A 17,561-nucleotide genomic window follows, 5' to 3' on the forward strand; every position below is an offset into this window, starting at 1 on the left:
CGATTGCTGGGTCAGATCAGGCCTCCACCGCTGCTGCCTGTCAGACGGATCAATAGTTCAGCCTGCTCGGGTTCATGGCCAATCTCATAGCCCACGGTAGTTGTAGAGCCTGGGGACAGTAGGGTGGCTACGCCACTGACCAAGACCACCTTGGCTGGTGATGCTTGTATGCCATCAAACTTAGCTGTGGCAGTCGTATTTACTTGCTGTTTGGCTGCTTGCTTATCGGTTTTGGTATTCATGCTTAGCGTCCTTCGAGATAGTCAGATAGTGGATTTCAGGTAGATAGTGGTGCCCAAATCAGGCGAGGTTTGATCTGGCTCCCATGCTTCGACAGCGGGGAGGGGCAGCCAGAACACGGCATCTTCAGCACAGTCGATCAGCTTGATAGTTCCTGCAGCTAACCGCCAGTAGTCGGCGTAGTAACCGTTGTCGTCATCTCTGACTGACTCGCCTGTGTGGGAAGCTATCGAGATCAATACTTCAGGCGCTTCACTGTGCAGGGACTTGGCCTTGAGCACGGTCGCCTCTTTGATCACGACCAGCAGCACAGGCTGATTTTCATCTGGTAGGAACTCAGGAACATACATACCGTTTGTGATGACCTCCTGCATCAGCAAGCTCAGCGTTTGCCAGCTGTAGGCATACCCCTTGAGCGTTTCGTGGGAAGCGTATTTCCCTTCTTGAATGAACTCATCCATGGCTGATCTCCCTCAGTCCGCTGGCCCAGTGATATAGCCGATAGTGCCGCCGATGATGGTGCCTGCAACGGCTCCAGGGATACCGCCTTTGGCCCCGATACCAGCTCCGGTGATAGCGCCCTTTACAGCCCCCTTGGTACTGCCCTTTACCGTGAAATCGACACTACCGTCTCTCATTGGCTTGATGCTGACTGCGGCGACTTGTTTGCTCAAAATGTGACGGATATACATGTTTTTTCCTTAGATTTGTGGATATGAAAAAGGCCCTGAGTGGTGAGCTCAAGGCCTGATGTTCGGGATTAACATAGCTTTAATATGTATTTAAAAGTAGAGGTGTTACGTTATTTTAAATAAATTTGATTTTAAATAATCACCTGTGGTGTGAGGCTGGGGGTTTTAATTTGAGCCCTTCTGAAAAAAGGTGTGAATCATATTGAACTATTCATTTTTCCGGTGTACTGTGTTTGCATACAGTATTTCTTGTGTGGAGGGAAAGATGGGTACACTTGAGGAAGTAACAAAGAAAATTGACAGCTTTTCTTCAGTTATTAATTTTGTCTTTAAAATAGCTATAGCAATTGGATTTTTAATTGTCTTCAAACATTATAATAACTTGGGTTTTTTTCCACGAGACCTAAGTGTTGGGGATAGTGCACTATTTGTTATGATATCATTAGTCTTCGGGCTGGCGTATTTTTTTATGATATATTCATTGATATGCCTAGGTCACTTTCTCTCAAAATTGCTTATTAAGCCATTGCTGATGTTTGATGATTATTTAAATTTTTTGAGGATTTTCCGAGGAAAGAGACCTAAGTATAAAAAAGTGACATTTAAGAAGATAAACATTGAGGACTATCCTTTTGCATTCTTTGGGACTTTAATTTTTATATCTCACACAAAAAATTTCGATTCATTCATTCAAATATTGATAGCTACTATTGCAAGTTCTATGGTTTGGTTAATGTTAGTGGACAGCTTTAATAAGCGAGCATTAATAACCTCTAAGCCTCAGGATTTAATTACCCGACGAGAAAAAGAGTTTCTTGAAAGAAACAAATGGAAGTCATTGTTTTGCGGCGTGTTAATATTGGTTATGCCAATATTGGTGGCAGGAATGGCGAATACTATTGTAAATGGGGTGATGAGACTATCTGAAATACGCAATGATAATGTGACTGTATATGTATCGCAGAAATACTCAGGTATTATTAAAGATAATGGTATTAATGGTGAGTCTAGTTCCGTAGTGAAAGGATACGACAAGTACACTAATGCAAACATACTTGCAAGTGCATTCGGTGCTGATGATATAATTCAATTCACATCGGGAGAGAAATCGATCACTCTATCTATTCCGAGAAGTGAAGTTTATAAAGTCAGGTGAGCGGTTTTATGTTATATCGAAGCGGGAGCGAGAAATAAAAAATCAAGCTGAGGTTTGTGTTTTATTTAGCTTTTTGAGTGTTATTCGTGTTGATGCTTCGATGTTTTATGGTGTCAGCATCGACACGATTTGTACCATTTTCCATCAACCTCGTTTACACAGCTGTCTCTGGTCGACCGGCCCACATCTGCACGGCTGCCATCTCTTGAACTACCTTGGTCTGGCCTAGTATTCTCAAGAACTCATCCTGGGTCAGCTCGCCAATACTCTTGGTCGCCATGCAAACAACTCTTTTTAAACGCAAAGGTTTTTGTGAGCCAGCAATCTGCCATACTTTGGGTTTCATTCAAAACATGGGATACCCAAAGGAGCCATTTCTGACAGCATTTGTAGGTTGAACTGCTGGGGAGGGCTGGTGGAGCGTGAAAGTTGCCGACGGTCCGACGGTCCGACGCCTAGTCGGCATCGACGCGATTTCGTTTGTTACTGCCATAAGTAGAATCTGAAATTTATCTGCAATACCTTTGTCGGTCAGGACTGCGTACTCTTTCCAGAAAATTGATTTTGGAGACTATTTGTTCCGAAAAGAGTACGCTCTAAAATTTTTCCAAATTTTTTACTCTAGTTCCTCAATAGGCTCAAAACCAAAGTGCTCGCTTTCTTCGCTAATGAGTTTTAAAGAGCAATCGTTTGGGATGTAGACATATCTACTAGTCACTTCGACTAGCTTTGAATTGTCTCCAAATCCATTGCTAAACTGTTTTCTACCATATCGTGAAAATACCAGTGACTTACCTGATGTAGATAGATAATTATCTAAAATATCTTTCCTGATAAATAAAGATGAATTACTATCGATGTTATGACAAAAAGCAACCATGTCTTGGTTTTCATCGAGCCATCCACTGTCTTGATCCCAGTGAAGGTTCATCTTCTCAACTAAGTCCGGGCAAGGCATATGAATAGAGCTTTGTTCAACATTACTTGAGTAATCGTACTCCCACTCCCTCCCTCTCAAAAGTTGAATGCTAGAGAATATTCTCTGGTCATCTGAAATGGCTGTATCTTGTTCAGCAACACATTGTTTGAACGCCGGACTTCTAGGGTATTCTGCTAAGTAGACACGGTAGCATTGGTTATTATTGTAATTGTCGGAACCGAAATTTTTAATGTTGCTAGGCTTAACAAAATAGCCACTATAGCTAGCTATAGCAAGGAAGCTTTCTGCGCTGAATGAGATGTCATCCTCATCTTGCTTAGTGTGAACCTCTGAATAAAAACTCAGGTTGATCCATGTTGTATTGCTCTCATCATTTAAGATGAGTATGTTGTCTGCCAAGTAGTAATCGTCAGTCTGCAACCAACTGTCAATATTAATATCAGGTAGCTTAAGTTCTTTTTTTATTAGGTCTGTGAATGGGTATTTTTTTGTTGTTGATAAATCTCTTATGTCAGATACGTCCACCTTTCTGAGTTCTAACGACCAGAATCGATCAGAAGCCAATTGTGGTTCCCAACTAGACTGTGTCGTTGGCACATTTGCAGCCAACAAACCTATCAATCGATGTAAAGCGATCCAGTAACATTTCTTTCCGATCGTTTCTGCATATCCTGGCTTTGCTCTTCCTCTTCCATATTTATGAAGAGTTACCAAGTCGTGGTTTAGAGCACCATTACCATAACCGGGATAGCCGATATGTTCGGCTTCTTTCATGATCCAGCAGGCAATATTCTCATGACTTATGTTTTGTGATTTTAAGTCAAAAGATCTAAGCCTTGGTTCAACTTTGTAGCGCCAAAAGTCAGGGCTTAATTGGTTGCCCCATAACCGCATATTTAACGGTAAATTTTCTAGTGTAAGAAAGGTCTGCACATTTCTTAGAACAGGCCATTTTGCTGGCAGAGAAGGAGTTATAAATTGATCTGGTATTCTATCGTTTTCAATCCCTTGTTTCAAAAGCTCTTGTCTCAATAGTTGGGAATGTTCGCGAATTAGAATGTTTTTTGAGCTTCTATTGAATTTAATATATATACTTAATGGATGTACAAAGTCTTCAGCTGACTCAGGTGAAAGTAAGCTGGCCGTATACATAGCTTGAATCAAGCTTTCAAGAATGTAGTCATCGTCACAGCCAAGGAACGTGTTGACTGCATGTTGGCAGATTGCCGGATGATTTGTAAAAAGTAGGCAGAGGCATCTTGTTGCTTGGTCTCTAATTCGCCTGTCCGTAGCTGAACAACACCAAAGGAGGGATGAGGATGCTAATTTATAGCTTTCTTCAGGCCATTTTGTTTCTTCTATTTTTTCCAAAGTTTCAATTAGAAACCAAATGGCACCTTTTTCTTCATAGGACTTCGCCAACGCAACAGAAAGATAAGTATCTCTTGATGGGGAGTCTTGTCGCCATTGAAATGTTTTGAACCAATTTTCTGCGTTCAGATAGTGGTTTGGAACTACAGATAGCTTAAACATGCTTTCAAAAACAGCTTGCCATAACCCCCCACTTCTTAGTGCACCGAGCATGTGTTCCTCGATACACGGAGTAACACTTTGCTTTGAACGCCAAGTTAGTGATTTAACGAAAAGATTGTGGGATAAATCTCGATCTAAGCCCAAGCGGTCATCAGTGATCTCAATTCCTATTTCTTCAGGAAGAATGCTTGCAAGAGCCTCTAAGACGCCATTTTCTATTTCTGTCAAAATGGTCAGTTTTTCTGCAAGGATTGATAGATCACTATTTCCTGCTTCTTGATAGGCATGTACTATTGAAGATGCACGCAGCATATCTCCAAATCTCTGATAACCAAACCTAATCAGAAAATCCTCATCGCCATTTGATGATAAAATAAGTAATTGCTCTTTGGATAGCTCATCAATGAATCTTTCAGGAGATAGTTCATTTCCTATAATAGGTTTAATTGCATTTGCGGCGTTTTCCCAGTTAATCGTTTGAGTGTCAGAATTTGCTAGAACATCAGACAATCTACTCATTACTGCTCTAACAATATTTTTAGGGTTAACGTAGTCTAACTTATCTCTCAATGAATCATCGATTTGCTTGAGGTATTTATAGAAAATGGTTGAGAAACCACTAGCTGATATATCAAGAGAAGAAGAACCTTCCGACTTATGAGTTTTGAAAACTAGATGCAGCAGTAATGGGTTTCGTAACTCATCTGTAAAGATAGGAGTTATCTCGCTTTCAACATGATACCGTTGTGAAAACGAAGAGAGCACCTCGTGAAAGTTTCTAGTAAATCCAATATGGCTATAAGCATAGCCAGGGAATCGTTCATCAACAACTAAGTTAGTGTATATATCACGAGTAGATACCACGATTTTGATACAATCATATTCTTTTAGTTGTTGGATTAGCTCTGGTAGTTTATTTTTCCATTTTCTTGCATTTGTTCCTTCGTTTAACGCATCGATGGCAATAACAAAACAATGACGGTTAGCTTGAGCACTTGCTTGGAGGCAAGATAGTAGCTTATCTCGTCCAACATCGGAGCCAAAACCTAGTTTACTTCTTACTACATCCCAAGGCTCAGCATTATTAAAATCTTCACCGAAGAGCACCAACGTATGAGCGCCTTTGTCGAGTCTTCTCTTCGCAAAGCTTACTATAGAATGTGTTTTCCCTGCCCCTGCAGGTCCTGTTAGTAAGAAAGAACGCGCGTGGTATGACTGAATAAGTGGGCTATTGAGTGTATTTTCAATATCTGTTATCGATGCAAGTAATTCCCTTGAGTTATCTAAGTCAGCTGCAGGGAATACACACATGTACTCAGCTTGAAACTGTCTAAATGAAGGCGTGTCGCTACCTTCACCATATTCCGATAAAAAATTTTTTTCTTGTTGCTTGACCGCATTTTCGCAGAATGGTTTGAGCAACTTTATTATATCTATAGTCGAGCAAAGAACTACCTTGTCAAGGATGTTGTATTTGCTGGAGATTTTATCTAAAAGATTTTGTAATAATTGTACTGCTTGTATTCTCTCATTGTCTTGAGACTTGGAGAAGATCTTTTCTGAGTATTGAGCCTTTGACCTAAAGTTGGATTTTAATGGTTTCCAAATATTGGTAATCCATTGTTCAAAATCATAAACCTCACCAAAAGAGTCTAAAGCATCATGAGCTTCTGTAATTATGTCTAGATCACTACAATATCGCGGGCCAGCAAAAGAGGCAGCTGAATCTATACAGTTCCGAATATTCTGAGCAGTTAATGTTTTTTCGTCAAACCAGTAGGAAATAAAACCGCCTGAGTTATCCATCGTCAAGATTTGTTGTCTTGCTGATTCTGCTGTAATTAGATTTATCTTAAGTTCAGGATGCTGAGTAGATATTTCATTGCTCCACTCTTCAAATCTTTCAACTTCACTTTTTCCTCGCTTTCCCTCTGCAACTCTACCTGTTAGATCAAATGGTAGATAAATCCAATATTCGGTTAGCGTGGGGTGGTTTTTAAGCGCAGTATCCAAAGAACTCTTAATCTGACCAAACTCACTACTGCCAAGCTTAAAGAAATATTTTGCTTGAATCCCCAGAATTTTACCGGTCGGAGTTTTGTAATAAGCCTCAACTCCACCGTCACCACCATCCCCCCTTAAACTAAAGAATGAAGAACCTTGTGGTTGATTGCAGTGAACTTTAAAGAGCTGTATTGCTAGTGATTCAAAGCTATCGTTTTTGCTCTTAGGTGTAGATCGAATTTGATTGAAATCTATTGTAGCCACGGTAATCCCTTATGTTGCAGATATAGATATGGGGGGTGTTAATTTAAAACCTATCTGTAGGAGTCTGAGTAAGATTCAACTCGGTATACATTTGGTAATAATTTCATTTATAGCCCTCACCAAGTTAAAGTTATAATCATATTTGTACTATATCCTGTATATATGGGGACGATTGAAAGACATTCAACAGTACAACCAAGAAAATTGGGAAAAAGAAACACATACTTTCCAAAGTAAGCATACAAGATGTTGCGTGTGTTGGTAATCTGTCAACCACAGTATGATTCTCGGCAACAATATCGGCTGAACTTAACGCCAGTGAAGGTTACCGACGGTCGCGTCGGCGTGACGACCCGTCACCTCGTCGGCATCGACGCGATACATTAGGCTAAAATCATTGCGAATCGTGCAACGGCCTACTGTAGTAGTATTCTGGGCTATTTGAATTGAAGAGGCCCCTCAGACTTCTAATTTTCTAATCTCGGGCTCTATAGGGTCCCAGTGATATAGGATTGCTGCAAGAACCCCCGCAAGAATGACTTGGTGCCCCCTTTCCATATCGTCGAAGTGCCTTTGGCCGTATTGAAGGGCTGCATGTACACGTCCAGAAGCCGCAGCTATCAAGTCTTCTATGCCATCAATCTTAAAACCACCTTGTTCCAAGGTTACTAGGTAATCATTTGGGGTAAGACGATGGCCTGAAGCATTACGCCAGATACCACGATGCTTTGACATTTTCCAGTTGAGACTTGTCTGCACATGCTCGGCGAGACGGTCTTCTGAATCGTGGTACTTATCTGGAGGTGTGCTCTTGGAGATTCTTGTGATCAAATGATTGAAGAGCCAAGCAAATGTGCCCTCCTCATCTTTATATCTACCTGTTGTCGGGTCGACAAATAGCTCCCATCCTGGGCGAATATGGGATAAAGGCCTGAGAACTTCATGCTCTAGAAAGTCACTGGCCTCAAAAAAACCTAAGATTTGTTGTTCCATTCCCACCGCCAAATTTAATCAGATGTGATAATTGATTATTTTGTCATAAATGCGGTGCCGTGTGGTAGTGAATCTCGTGACCGGATATGCCCCAGAGCTGCTCCGGTCTTGCCCACTAACCATTCCTCCTCCCTTGCCCTTCGTGAGCGTCTCCATTTTTCAATCTGCGTTATCTCCACGCCAGAGCCACCGGCTCCGGTCTGACCATCCCCATGGTCTCCCAGCAGAAAGACCGGAAGCTGTGACCGGAGGGGGTTTCTGGGGGGATTTACGTCAGGGGAGGGGATGACATCTGGTTTTGGCTAGATCGTGACCCATTCGCAAGCTGAGCTGACCGGATAGGGACCGGAGTAATCGTTAGTCGAATTTGAGTTGAGAGAAAACAGGGAGAGTGGATCGTTCACTGCGAGGGGAATGTGGCAGAGCAAGCGGTGAGGCATAGCTGGCTCGGCTTGAAACTATGAAGAGATAGATATGGAAAAGCCCAGCCATAAGGCTGGGCTTTCGAATGTGGCTCCCCCGACAGGACTTGAACCTGTGACATACGGATTAACAGTCCGCCGTTCTACCGACTGAACTACGGGGGAATTGGCTCCTCCAACTGGACTCGAACCAGTGACATACGGATTAACAGTCCGCCGTTCTACCGACTGAACTATGGAGGAATCGTCGCTTGCGGGACGGGGCGCATGATAATGAGCCCCTCCGGTGCTGTCAAGGCGTTGCACCACCCTGGATATCGGTTGGCTAAATTCAATACAATCATATGGTTAAAGAGCCATTCATCATCGAAGATGGCGCCCGCTCGGCGATGCCCGCCCCACCTTCTCATGCCGGGTGGCGCGCTCATATATTGATCCTGATCGGCGCCGGTTCGCTCTCAATCGCGTTACAATGTTAGCGATACCATCGTCGCGCCGACCCCGCTTGCCGACGCCCCGATGACTCGGGTTCCGGTCTCTACCGGTCTTTTTTATCTCTTCTGGTATTACACCTCGATGCACAATCAAACACAGCTACAGAGTGTTAGGCTGGGTATTGCCCTTCGCCAAGCCTGTTTCCAAGAGCCCTATAACCTGACGCGCCTGGGGCGCGATCTGGTCGCCGGCGTCACCGTCGGGATCATCGCCATTCCGCTGGCCATGGCGCTGGCGATTGCCAGCGGCGTCGCACCGCAGCACGGCCTCTACACCGCCATCATCGCCGGTATTGCCATCGCCGTGACCGGTGGCTCCCGTTTCTCTATCTCGGGACCGACGGCGGCCTTTGTGGTGATCCTCTATCCGGTGGCCCAGCAGTTCGGGCTGTCGGGTCTTCTGATGGCGACCCTGATCTCGGGCCTCTTTCTTATCGTGATGGGAGTGGGCCGCCTTGGGCGTCTCATCGAGTACATCCCCCCCTCGGTTACCCTGGGATTCACCGGGGGGATTGCCGTCGTGATCGCTACCTTGCAGATCAAGGATTTTCTCGGTCTGAGTGTGGCCGAGATGCCGGAGACCTATCTGGGCAAGGTAGAGGCGCTGGCCCAGGCCCTGCCGAGCTGGCAGTGGGGGGATACTCTCACAGGCGTCGTCACGCTGGCTGTCTTGTTACTCTGGCCAAGGTTGAAGCTGCCAGTACCCGGCCATCTGCCCGCGGTACTGATCGGGGTCGGGCTCGGTTATGGCCTGCATCTGGCCGGAGTGGATGTGGCAACCATCGGCTCCAAGTTCCACTACACCCTGGCCGATGGCACCCAGGGTAGCGGTATTCCGCCCATCGCCCCCGAGTTGGTCCTCCCCTGGGCTCTGCCCGGACCCGATGGGCAGCCGGTGGCCTGGAGTCTGACCACCTTGCAACGTCTGCTGCCGGCGGCCTTCTCCATGGCCATGCTGGGGGCCATCGAGTCGCTGCTCTGCGCCGTGGTCCTCGATGGCATGACGGGGCGTAAACACAGCTCCAACGCCGAGCTGGTAGGGCAGGGGATTGGCAATGTGCTCGCCCCCTTCTTCGGTGGCATTACGGCGACGGCGGCCATCGCCCGCTCGGCTGCCAACGTCAGGGCAGGGGCGACCTCCCCGATCTCCGGCATAGTGCACGCGCTGGTTGTGCTGGCGGCCATTCTGGTGCTTGCTCCCTGGCTCTCCTGGTTGCCGCTGTCGGCCATGGCGGCACTGCTGCTGGTGGTCGCCTGGAACATGAGTGAGGCTCACAAGGCGGTGGAGCTGATCCGCCGGGCCCCACGTTCGGATGTGGTGGTGTTGCTGGTCTGTCTGCTCCTCACCGTCATCTTCGATATGGTGATCGCCATTACCTTCGGGGTGATCCTGGCCTCCCTGCTCTTTATGCGGGAGGTGGCAAGAATGACCCGCCTTCACAACATGGCCGAGGATCGTCGCCATGCCCATAAGGTGTCGGCGGGTACCCTGCTCTACAAGATCAATGGTCCGCTCTTCTTCGCGGCCGCCGAACGCGTGTTCGGAGAGTTGCTGGGCAAGGTAGAGGGACACGACGTGCTGGTCTTGCAGATGGAGTCGGTGACCGTACTCGATGCCGGTGGTTTGTCGGCCTTCTTGCAGTTTGAGCAGGCTCTGGCGCAGCGGGGGGTCGCTCTTCGTGTGGCTGAGCTGCAGTTTCAGCCGCTCAAGACCCTGGCTCGGGCCAAGGTCCACCCCCGCCCCGACAGATTGGCTTTCTACCCGACGGTTGAGGAGGCTCTGGCCGAGTTAATGGTGCGCTAAGCGTAAGAAAATGTGGGGTTATCGCTCAATCGGTGTGGTTTTTGAGCAAACGGCACACTAGAGACAAATAGGTGTTGACCCCACAGGTTCAATCCCCTACATTACGCCCCGTTCCGACGCACAGCGCAGAACAAAAAATTTGGTGAGGTGTCCGAGTGGCTGCCCGTCGACGAAGTCGACATGAAAAGCACGCAGAGCGTGCTCCGCACAGCCAGCAAACATTAAGCTGACAAAATTTGGTGAGGTGTCCGAGTGGCTGAAGGAGCACGCCTGGAAAGTGTGTATACGGCAACGTATCGAGGGTTCGAATCCCTCCCTCACCGCCAAATTCGAAAGGGTCCACTCAAGTGGACCCTTTTTCGTTTCTTGCCCTGAGCCAAAGGAGGGTAAGAAGCTTGGGCGGGTTCGAGCAGAGCAGCTCTGCTGCGACGAACATTCGAAGGACGCCCCTAAGGGGTGAGCCGTCCTGGCGGCGAATCATCCCTCCCTCTGTAGTGGTCAAGTAAAGCAAAAGGCCCCGTCGCAAGACGGGGCCTTTTGCTTTACCTGATGAATCATAAGTCTGATGTGATCCCTTGCTTGTCACTCTCTTCATGGCGACTTGTCAGAGAGAAAAACGGGAGCCCTGGCTCCCGTCTTGGCATCACTCATCGCCCTCATTCGGGACGTTCTCTGACAGGGTGGGTGGCCAGCCCCCCAGAGCCTTCCAGCGGTTGACGATATGACAGAAGAGCTCGGTGGTGCGCTCGGTATCGTAGAGGGCCGAGTGGGCCTCTTTATTGTCGAAGGGGATCCCTGCGCTTTGGCACGCCTTGGCCAGCACCGTCTGGCCCAGTGCCAACCCCGAGAGCGCTGCGGTATCGAAGGTGGCGAAGGGGTGGAAGGGGTTGCGCTTGAGGCCGGCTCGCTCGGCGGCGGCCATCACGAAACCATGATCGAAGGTGGCATTGTGGGCGACCACGATGGCACGCCCACAGTCGCTCTCCTTCATCCCCTTGCGGATCCCCTTGAAGATCTCGGTCAGCGCCTCTTTCTCGCTCACGGCGCCGCGCAGGGGGTTGAAGGGATCGATGCCGGTAAACTCCAGGGCCGCCTTCTCCAGGTTGGCTCCCTCAAAGGGCTCGACATGAAAATGGAAAATCTGGTCGGGTCTGAGCCAGCCCGCCTCATCCATCTTGAGGGTGTAGGCGGCGATTTCCAGCAGGGCATCGGTCTTGGCATTGAAACCGGCGGTCTCCACATCGATGACGACGGGATAGAAGCCTCGAAAACGTCCCTTCAGGGTATGAACTGACTCGGTCATGGGATCTCAACAGGCATAAAACGAGGGGGCATTATGGCAAAAGCGTGGCCGATTGTCGCCCCGACCGCACCGTTGCATGGCCCTAAAGGATGGGGGATGACTGCCGATAAGAGAGCTGAGGTTCTCTGGAGGATGGTCAGTGAAGCACAGTTGGTGGGCAATCATGGCGGCAGCCGTACCGGTTCAGGCTGGAGTCACCGAGTTTGGTGCCAGTCTGGATCAGTCTGTCTGGCGACTGACCTCGGACACTCAGGTCGAGTGTCGCCTCGAGCATCCTATTCCAAGCTGGGGGACCGGCATGTTTGTGGCCCGTGCCGGCAAACAGATCAACCTCGACTTCGAACTGCATGGGCAGCGCCCCCAGGCGCAGAGTCAGTCGGTGACGCTCGGCTCCATGCCTCCTGCCTGGCGCCCCGGAGTGGCAGGCCGCCAGTTGGCTCAGTTGCGTTTCTACAAACAATTTGATGGTCTGGTGAATGGTCAGACTGCCTGGACCATGCTCGACGAGTTGGAGGGGGGACGCATGCCCACTTTCCAATATCGGGACTGGTATCGTCAGGACAGGGCCGTGCGCGTCTCCCTCTCCTCGGTAAACTTTCGGGTCAAGTATCAGGCCTTCATGGATTGCATGAGCAGCCTGCTGCCCTACAGTTTCGATGATATCGCCTTCAGTATTCTGACCTATGAGAAAAACAGCGATCGCCTCTCGGCCCCCTCGCGGCGCCGGCTTGAGATGATCTCTGCCTATCTCAAGGCCGATCCCAGTATCGATGTGGTGGTCATCGACGCCTACAGCGATAGCTATGGCGGCCGTTGGACCAACCAGAAGCTCTCCGAGAAGCGGGCCGAGAGCGTCAAGAGTTTCTTCACCGGACTGGGACTCGACGCGACCAAGATCGCGGTTGAGGGCCATGGGGAGAAGCAACATGTAGCCTCTAACGAGACAGAAAAGGGACGGGCCAAGAACCGCCGTGTGGTCATCTCCATGGAGCGCAGCAGTAACCTCTAGGAGGCGTAACGGCTCGCCTCTCCCCCTTTTTCGGCTAATTTCTGTTATCATATTGCCCCTGTGCCGCGGCTCGAGCGTCCTCAATCGGGGATGATGATGCCGAGCGGCCTTAGCCGATAGGTTCATCATGAGTTTTGCTGACAGTTTATTCATGCTTACGCTGCTGGTTGCCGGCAGTGTCTTCTTTTCACTCTCCGAGATTTCTCTCGCCGCCGCTCGCAAGATCAAGTTGCAGGTGATGGTGGACGAGGGGCATCGCCATGCCCAGAAGGTGCTGGACTTGCAAGCCCAGCCGGGGAACTTCTTTACCGTGGTACAGATTGGCCTCAACACGGTGGCGATCCTCGCCGGTGTGCTGGGCGAGTCCAGTCTTAACCCGGCCTTTCAGGAGCTGGTCTCCCGTGTCTATCAGGGCAGCGGTTTAGGGCAGATAAGCTCTGTGCTCTCCTTTGTGGTTGTTACCTGCAGCTTTATTCTGATCGCCGATCTCATGCCCAAGCGACTGGCCATGAGCTTTCCCGAGCAGATCGCCGTGCGCATTGTTCGCCCGATGATCTTCCTGGTGGTGTTGCTGCGTCCTCTGGTATGGATCTTCAACGGTCTGGCGAATGCCCTGTTTCGGCTGCTGCGTATCTCGACCGTGCGCAAGGACGAGATCACCTCTGACGATATCTTCGCCCTGGTCGATGCGGGGGCCGAGGCGGGGGTATTGCAACGGGAAGAGCAGCAGCTTATCGAGAACGTCTTCGAGCTGCAGTCTCTCTCCGTCACCTCGGCCATGACGGCCCGTGAGAGCCTCATCTACTTCACCCTGCAAGAGAGTGAAGAGAGCATCAAGGCCAAGATTGCCGATCACCCCCACAACAAGTTTCTGGTGTGCGACAAGAACCTCGACAGTATCAAGGGCTTTGTCGATGCCAAAGAGCTGCTGATCCGCGTCATCAATGGCAAGAGCATCGACTTCAAGGGTGGTGACTCCCTCATCCACAACGTGCTCATCATTCCCGATACCCTGACCCTCTACGAGGCGATGGAGTATTTCAAGAATCATCGTGGTGATTTCGCCGTGGTGATGAATGAGTACGCCCTGGTGGTGGGTATCGTCACTATGAACGACCTGATGAGTACCGTGATGGGCGAGTGGGCGACTCATGTGGTGGAAGAGCAGATCGTGCAGCGCGATGAGCACTCCTGGCTGGTCGATGGCGTTACCCCCATCTCGGATGTGATGCGAGCCTTCGCCATCGAGGAGTTCCCGGACGATCAAAACTACGAGACCATCGCCGGCTTTATCATGTATATGCTGCGCAAGATCCCCAAGCGGACCGACTCGGTGACCTTTGCCGGTTACAAGTTCGAGGTCGTCGATATCGACAGCTACAAGGTGGATCAGCTGTTGGTGACCCGTATTGAAGCACCGGCCGAGCCGGCCATCCAGGAGTAGATGATGATGGGTTTTAACGGCTATCCCCTGATGGGGCTGGTGGTCGCCCTTATGTTGGCCGGTTGCAGTCAGAAGCCGCAGCCCGCTCCAGCCCGGGTTGCTCCCGTCGCTGCCGCTGTTGCGCCTGCCGCACCGCGCACCGACGGCAAGGTACAGACGCAAGGGGTGGAGCGGATCCAGTTCCAGGAGCAGTACCTGGGGCCGAAGCCAGGATCGATAGCCTCGGTGCAGGCCCTGTTTGCCCGCGGTTACGTCGACTCTGCCCTGCGTGAGACCATGCTGGCGGCGGTGCATACCGACTATCCGCTACTCGGCATGCGCGATGTGCACTTGACCGATCCGGTGCGCAAGTTCCTCACCTCGGAGCATGCCACCACGACGGCCCACGACTATATCCGCAGTGGCCTGGAGGCTCGTCTCGGTCCTCTCGGCGATGCCCGCTACCGGCAGATATGGCAGAGCCTGCCGCAAAATGGTGAGGTGCGGCACTGGAGTGCCCGTCTCAAGCAGGTGATGGCGGGGCGCTAGGCGCCGCTCGGACAAGAGGGGGCTTGCCCCCTTTTTTACGGCCCCTCTACAAGCGGCACAAACTTGGTTAGAATGCGCGACCTTTGGATCTGATGGAGAGAAGCGATGTCGATTAACTGGTTCCCCGGCCATATGCACAAGGCGAGAAAAGAGATCGCCGAGGTGATGCCCCAGGTCGATGTCATCATCGAGATGATCGATGCTCGCATCCCTTTCTCCAGCGAAAATCCCCTGGTACCGGAGCTGCGCGGTGACAAGCCGGTTATCAAGGTACTCAACAAGGCCGATCTGGCGGATCCGGCTACCACCGCTCTTTGGGTTGCTCATATGGAGCAGCAAAAGGGGATCCGTGCCCTGCCGCTCACCCAGCAGAAGCCGGACGAGATCAAGAGCCTGCTGGCCCTGTGCCACGAGATGGTGCCGGATCGTGACAAGGAGCTGCGTGGTGTGCGCGCCATGATCATGGGGATCCCCAATGTGGGTAAGTCGACCCTGATCAACACCCTGGCCGGGCGTATCATCGCCAAGACAGGGAACGAGGCGGGGGTGACCAAATCCCAACAGCGTATCAAGCTTGAGGGCAACATCATTCTGACCGATACCCCGGGCTTTCTCTGGCCCAAGCTGAGCCCCGCCTCCTGTGGCTATCGCCTGGCGGTGACCGGTGCCATCAAGGACACGGTGATCGACTACGCCGATATCGCCCTGTTTGCTGCCGAGTATCTGCTCAAGGCCTACCCCGAGCGCCTGATGGATCGTTATCAGCTCAGCGAGTTGCCCGGTAGCGACATGGAGCTGATGGATGCCATCGCACAGCGGCGCGGCTGCATGCGCAAGGGGGGCGTTTCTGATCTGCACAAGGTCTCGGAGATCCTGATCCATGAGCTGCGCTTGGGGCAACTGGGTTCCCTCACGCTGGAGACCCCTGACATGGTGAGTCAGGAGCAAATTGAGGCCAAGGAGGAGGAGGCCCGCAGGGCCGCCGACAAGGCGGAGCGGGACAAGGTCCGCCAGGCCAAAGCGCGCAAGCGTTACGGTAAGTAAGAGACGGCCCGCAAGGGCCGTTTTGCTATCGCAAGCAGCAGGCAAGCGCCTCTTCAAACAGGATGCGATGCAGGGGAACGAGGGCGCTCCAGTCCCGCCGGTAGCCGCCCCCCGGCACGGCGGCGATGGCAATGCCCCGGGTTTGGGCCGTTTCGAAGACGAAACGGTCTCGTTGCCGGACGCCTTCATCACTCAATGCCAGGTAGCCCAGTTCGTCGTCCCGATGCACATCGATGCCGGCCTGATAGAGGATGAGATCCGGGGCGTAGAGGCACAGCGCCAGTTCGAGAGCCTGGGAGAGGGTCTCCAGATAGGCGTCGTCTTGCATGCCATCGGGCAGGGGAAAGTCCAGGTGTGAGTGGGCCTTGTTGCCGGGAAAGTTGCGCTCGGCGTGTAGCGATAGGGTGATGATGTCGTCGCGGCCCTGACATAAGGTGGCGCTGCCGTCCCCCTGATGGACGTCGAGATCGCAGATGAGCACCCGCTCTGCACGCCCCTCGGCGATCATCAGATCCCCGGCCAGCACCAGATCGTTGAAGAGGCAGAAGCCGCTGCCCCTCTCCCTGTGGGCGTGATGATAACCCCCCGAGATCTGCAGGGCGCACCCCTCCTCGCAGGCGTGGCGGGCGGCCATCACGGTCGCGCCTACCGAGAGTCGGGTTCTCTCCAGCAAAAGCGGGCTCCAGGGAAAGCCGATGCGTCGCAGGCTGAGAGGGTCCAGCGACCCCTGCAGCAGGGCATCCACATAGGTTGGCTCGTGGATGCGGGTCAGGGCCTCCCGGCTGATGGGATTGGCCTGCTGCCATCTCAAGGGAAGGCTCTGCAGGCTCTGGTGCAGCGCCTGGTACTTGGCTAGGGGAAAACGGTGGTGCTCGGGCAGGGGGAGGGCCGAGTAGAGGGGGTGATAGAAGACGGTGGGAGTCATGGGCAAAGAAGAGGGGAGCCTTGGCTCCCCTTGGTCATTACTGTTGCTGGATGACCCAGATCTGGAATGCCTTGCGGGTTTCGGCATCGGCCTTGTTGTACCAGCTCTGCAGCTGGGTCAGGGCCTCGGGATTGGCCATGGCCTTGGTGGGGGCCACTTGCATCGGTTCACTGCTGGCGGCCATCACGGCGGCAGTAGAGACGGCGACCGTCTTGGGTTGGTTGAAGGCTTTGCCCATGGCGATCAGCTCCTGCTGATAGTCGCGGGTCAGCTGGAAGCCCTCTTGCTTGGGCATCACGAAGCGCTCGCTCTCGATACGCTGCCCGGTCACCTTGTCCTTGAGCTGGACGTCTTGCAGCTTAACAAACTGACGTGCTTCACCCTCGTTACGGGGCTTCTTGTAGTCCAATACGATGTGTTGGCCATCTTTGGACTCGAAGTTCAGCACCAGCGGCTCGGCGGTGATGAAACGGGTCTCGGTACGATTGGAATAGTTGCCCTCAAAAGAGACAACCAGCTGATGTCTGCCATCTTGCAGCTGATTGTTCTTGCCGTGCTCGAGCAGCTTGGCGCTGACGCTCTGGCCATCGATCAGCTCTACCACATAGGGGGCCTGAACATCCAGTTGCGCCGCGGCCACAGCCAGATTACCCCAAGCCAATGCCGCTACGGTTGGCAGCAAAACGGTCAGTTTCATTCTATCTCCTTGAACCAACGAAGGTTACAAACCTAAACCAAGCGGCATTCTTGCAGGTTTGCTGCTGGG

14 protein-coding genes and 3 tRNA genes are annotated in these 17,561 nt (G+C 51.2%); 7 read left to right on the plus strand and 10 right to left on the minus strand.

Annotated elements, in window-relative coordinates:
* Positions 1–11: 11 nt before the first annotated feature.
* From BN1133_RS08310 to BN1133_RS08320, 3 genes are read right to left on the minus strand one after another with little or no spacing between them, the layout of a single operon-like run.
* Entirely contained in the window at positions 12–242 is a 231-nt protein-coding gene (locus tag BN1133_RS08310; protein ID WP_231686250.1) for a hypothetical protein, read from the minus strand.
* Positions 243–263: 21 nt separating this feature from the next.
* Positions 264–701, minus strand: coding sequence for a hypothetical protein (locus tag BN1133_RS08315; protein WP_082177956.1), 438 nt, complete (start codon positions 699–701; stop codon positions 264–266).
* Positions 702–713: 12 nt separating this feature from the next.
* Entirely contained in the window at positions 714–932 is a 219-nt protein-coding gene (locus BN1133_RS08320; protein ID WP_050666080.1) for a hypothetical protein, read from the minus strand.
* 265 nt (positions 933–1,197) lie between these two features.
* Between BN1133_RS08320 and BN1133_RS20075 the strand changes: the two genes are divergently transcribed.
* The gene (locus tag BN1133_RS20075; RefSeq protein ID WP_153006685.1) at positions 1,198–2,088 is read left to right on the plus strand and encodes a hypothetical protein; all 891 of its coding nucleotides are present in this window, start codon (positions 1,198–1,200) and stop codon (positions 2,086–2,088) included.
* A gap of 616 nt (positions 2,089–2,704) precedes the next feature.
* Here the strand turns inward: BN1133_RS20075 and BN1133_RS20080 are convergent.
* The 4 genes from BN1133_RS20080 to BN1133_RS08330 form a co-directional block, all read right to left on the minus strand.
* Positions 2,705–6,829 carry an NACHT domain-containing protein gene (locus BN1133_RS20080; protein WP_153006684.1) on the minus strand — a complete coding sequence of 1,375 codons (4,125 nt, stop codon included), beginning with the start codon at positions 6,827–6,829 and terminating at the stop codon, positions 2,705–2,707.
* A gap of 459 nt (positions 6,830–7,288) precedes the next feature.
* On the minus strand, positions 7,289–7,822 hold the full coding sequence (locus BN1133_RS20085) for a hypothetical protein (protein ID WP_153006683.1): 534 nt from the start codon (positions 7,820–7,822) through the stop codon (positions 7,289–7,291).
* A gap of 511 nt (positions 7,823–8,333) precedes the next feature.
* Positions 8,334–8,409, minus strand: a tRNA-Asn gene (locus tag BN1133_RS08325).
* Between the two features lie 2 nt (positions 8,410–8,411).
* Positions 8,412–8,487 (minus strand) — tRNA-Asn (locus BN1133_RS08330).
* A gap of 333 nt (positions 8,488–8,820) precedes the next feature.
* Here BN1133_RS08330 and dauA point away from each other — a divergent pair.
* Both dauA and BN1133_RS08340 read left to right on the plus strand, forming a co-directional pair.
* A complete protein-coding gene (gene dauA / locus BN1133_RS08335; RefSeq protein ID WP_050666081.1) occupies positions 8,821–10,542 on the plus strand; it encodes a C4-dicarboxylic acid transporter DauA in 1,722 nt (573 codons plus the stop codon).
* A 238-nt stretch (positions 10,543–10,780) separates the two neighbouring features.
* Positions 10,781–10,868, plus strand: a tRNA-Ser gene (locus tag BN1133_RS08340).
* A gap of 317 nt (positions 10,869–11,185) precedes the next feature.
* On the opposite strand, the gene rnt is transcribed toward BN1133_RS08340, so the two are convergent.
* Positions 11,186–11,845, minus strand: coding sequence for a ribonuclease T (gene rnt / locus BN1133_RS08345; RefSeq protein WP_050666082.1), 660 nt, complete (start codon positions 11,843–11,845; stop codon positions 11,186–11,188).
* Positions 11,846–12,008: 163 nt separating this feature from the next.
* Here rnt and BN1133_RS08350 point away from each other — a divergent pair, with 163 nt between their 5' ends.
* From BN1133_RS08350 to ylqF, 4 genes are all read left to right on the plus strand, one after another.
* Entirely contained in the window at positions 12,009–12,854 is an 846-nt protein-coding gene (locus BN1133_RS08350) for a flagellar protein MotY (protein WP_050666083.1), read from the plus strand.
* Between the two features lie 127 nt (positions 12,855–12,981).
* Complete coding sequence (gene paeA / locus BN1133_RS08355) at positions 12,982–14,298, plus strand: polyamine export protein PaeA (RefSeq protein WP_050666084.1); 1,317 nt, start codon at positions 12,982–12,984, stop codon at positions 14,296–14,298.
* Positions 14,299–14,826, plus strand: coding sequence for a hypothetical protein (locus BN1133_RS08360; RefSeq protein ID WP_050666085.1), 528 nt, complete (start codon positions 14,299–14,301; stop codon positions 14,824–14,826).
* Positions 14,827–14,931: 105 nt separating this feature from the next.
* Entirely contained in the window at positions 14,932–15,870 is a 939-nt protein-coding gene (gene ylqF / locus BN1133_RS08365) for a ribosome biogenesis GTPase YlqF (protein WP_050666086.1), read from the plus strand.
* Positions 15,871–15,895: 25 nt separating this feature from the next.
* On the opposite strand, the gene BN1133_RS08370 is transcribed toward ylqF, so the two are convergent.
* Together BN1133_RS08370 and BN1133_RS08375 are read right to left on the minus strand one after the other, a co-directional pair.
* Positions 15,896–16,795: a histone deacetylase family protein gene (locus BN1133_RS08370; RefSeq protein ID WP_050666087.1), complete on the minus strand. Its 900-nt coding sequence runs from the start codon at positions 16,793–16,795 to the stop codon at positions 15,896–15,898.
* Positions 16,796–16,832: 37 nt separating this feature from the next.
* Entirely contained in the window at positions 16,833–17,492 is a 660-nt protein-coding gene (locus BN1133_RS08375; protein ID WP_050666088.1) for a YccT family protein, read from the minus strand.
* Positions 17,493–17,561: the final 69 nt, after the last annotated feature.

This window comes from Aeromonas schubertii (assembly GCF_000820105.1).
GTDB classification, from domain to species: domain Bacteria; phylum Pseudomonadota; class Gammaproteobacteria; order Enterobacterales; family Aeromonadaceae; genus Aeromonas; species Aeromonas schubertii.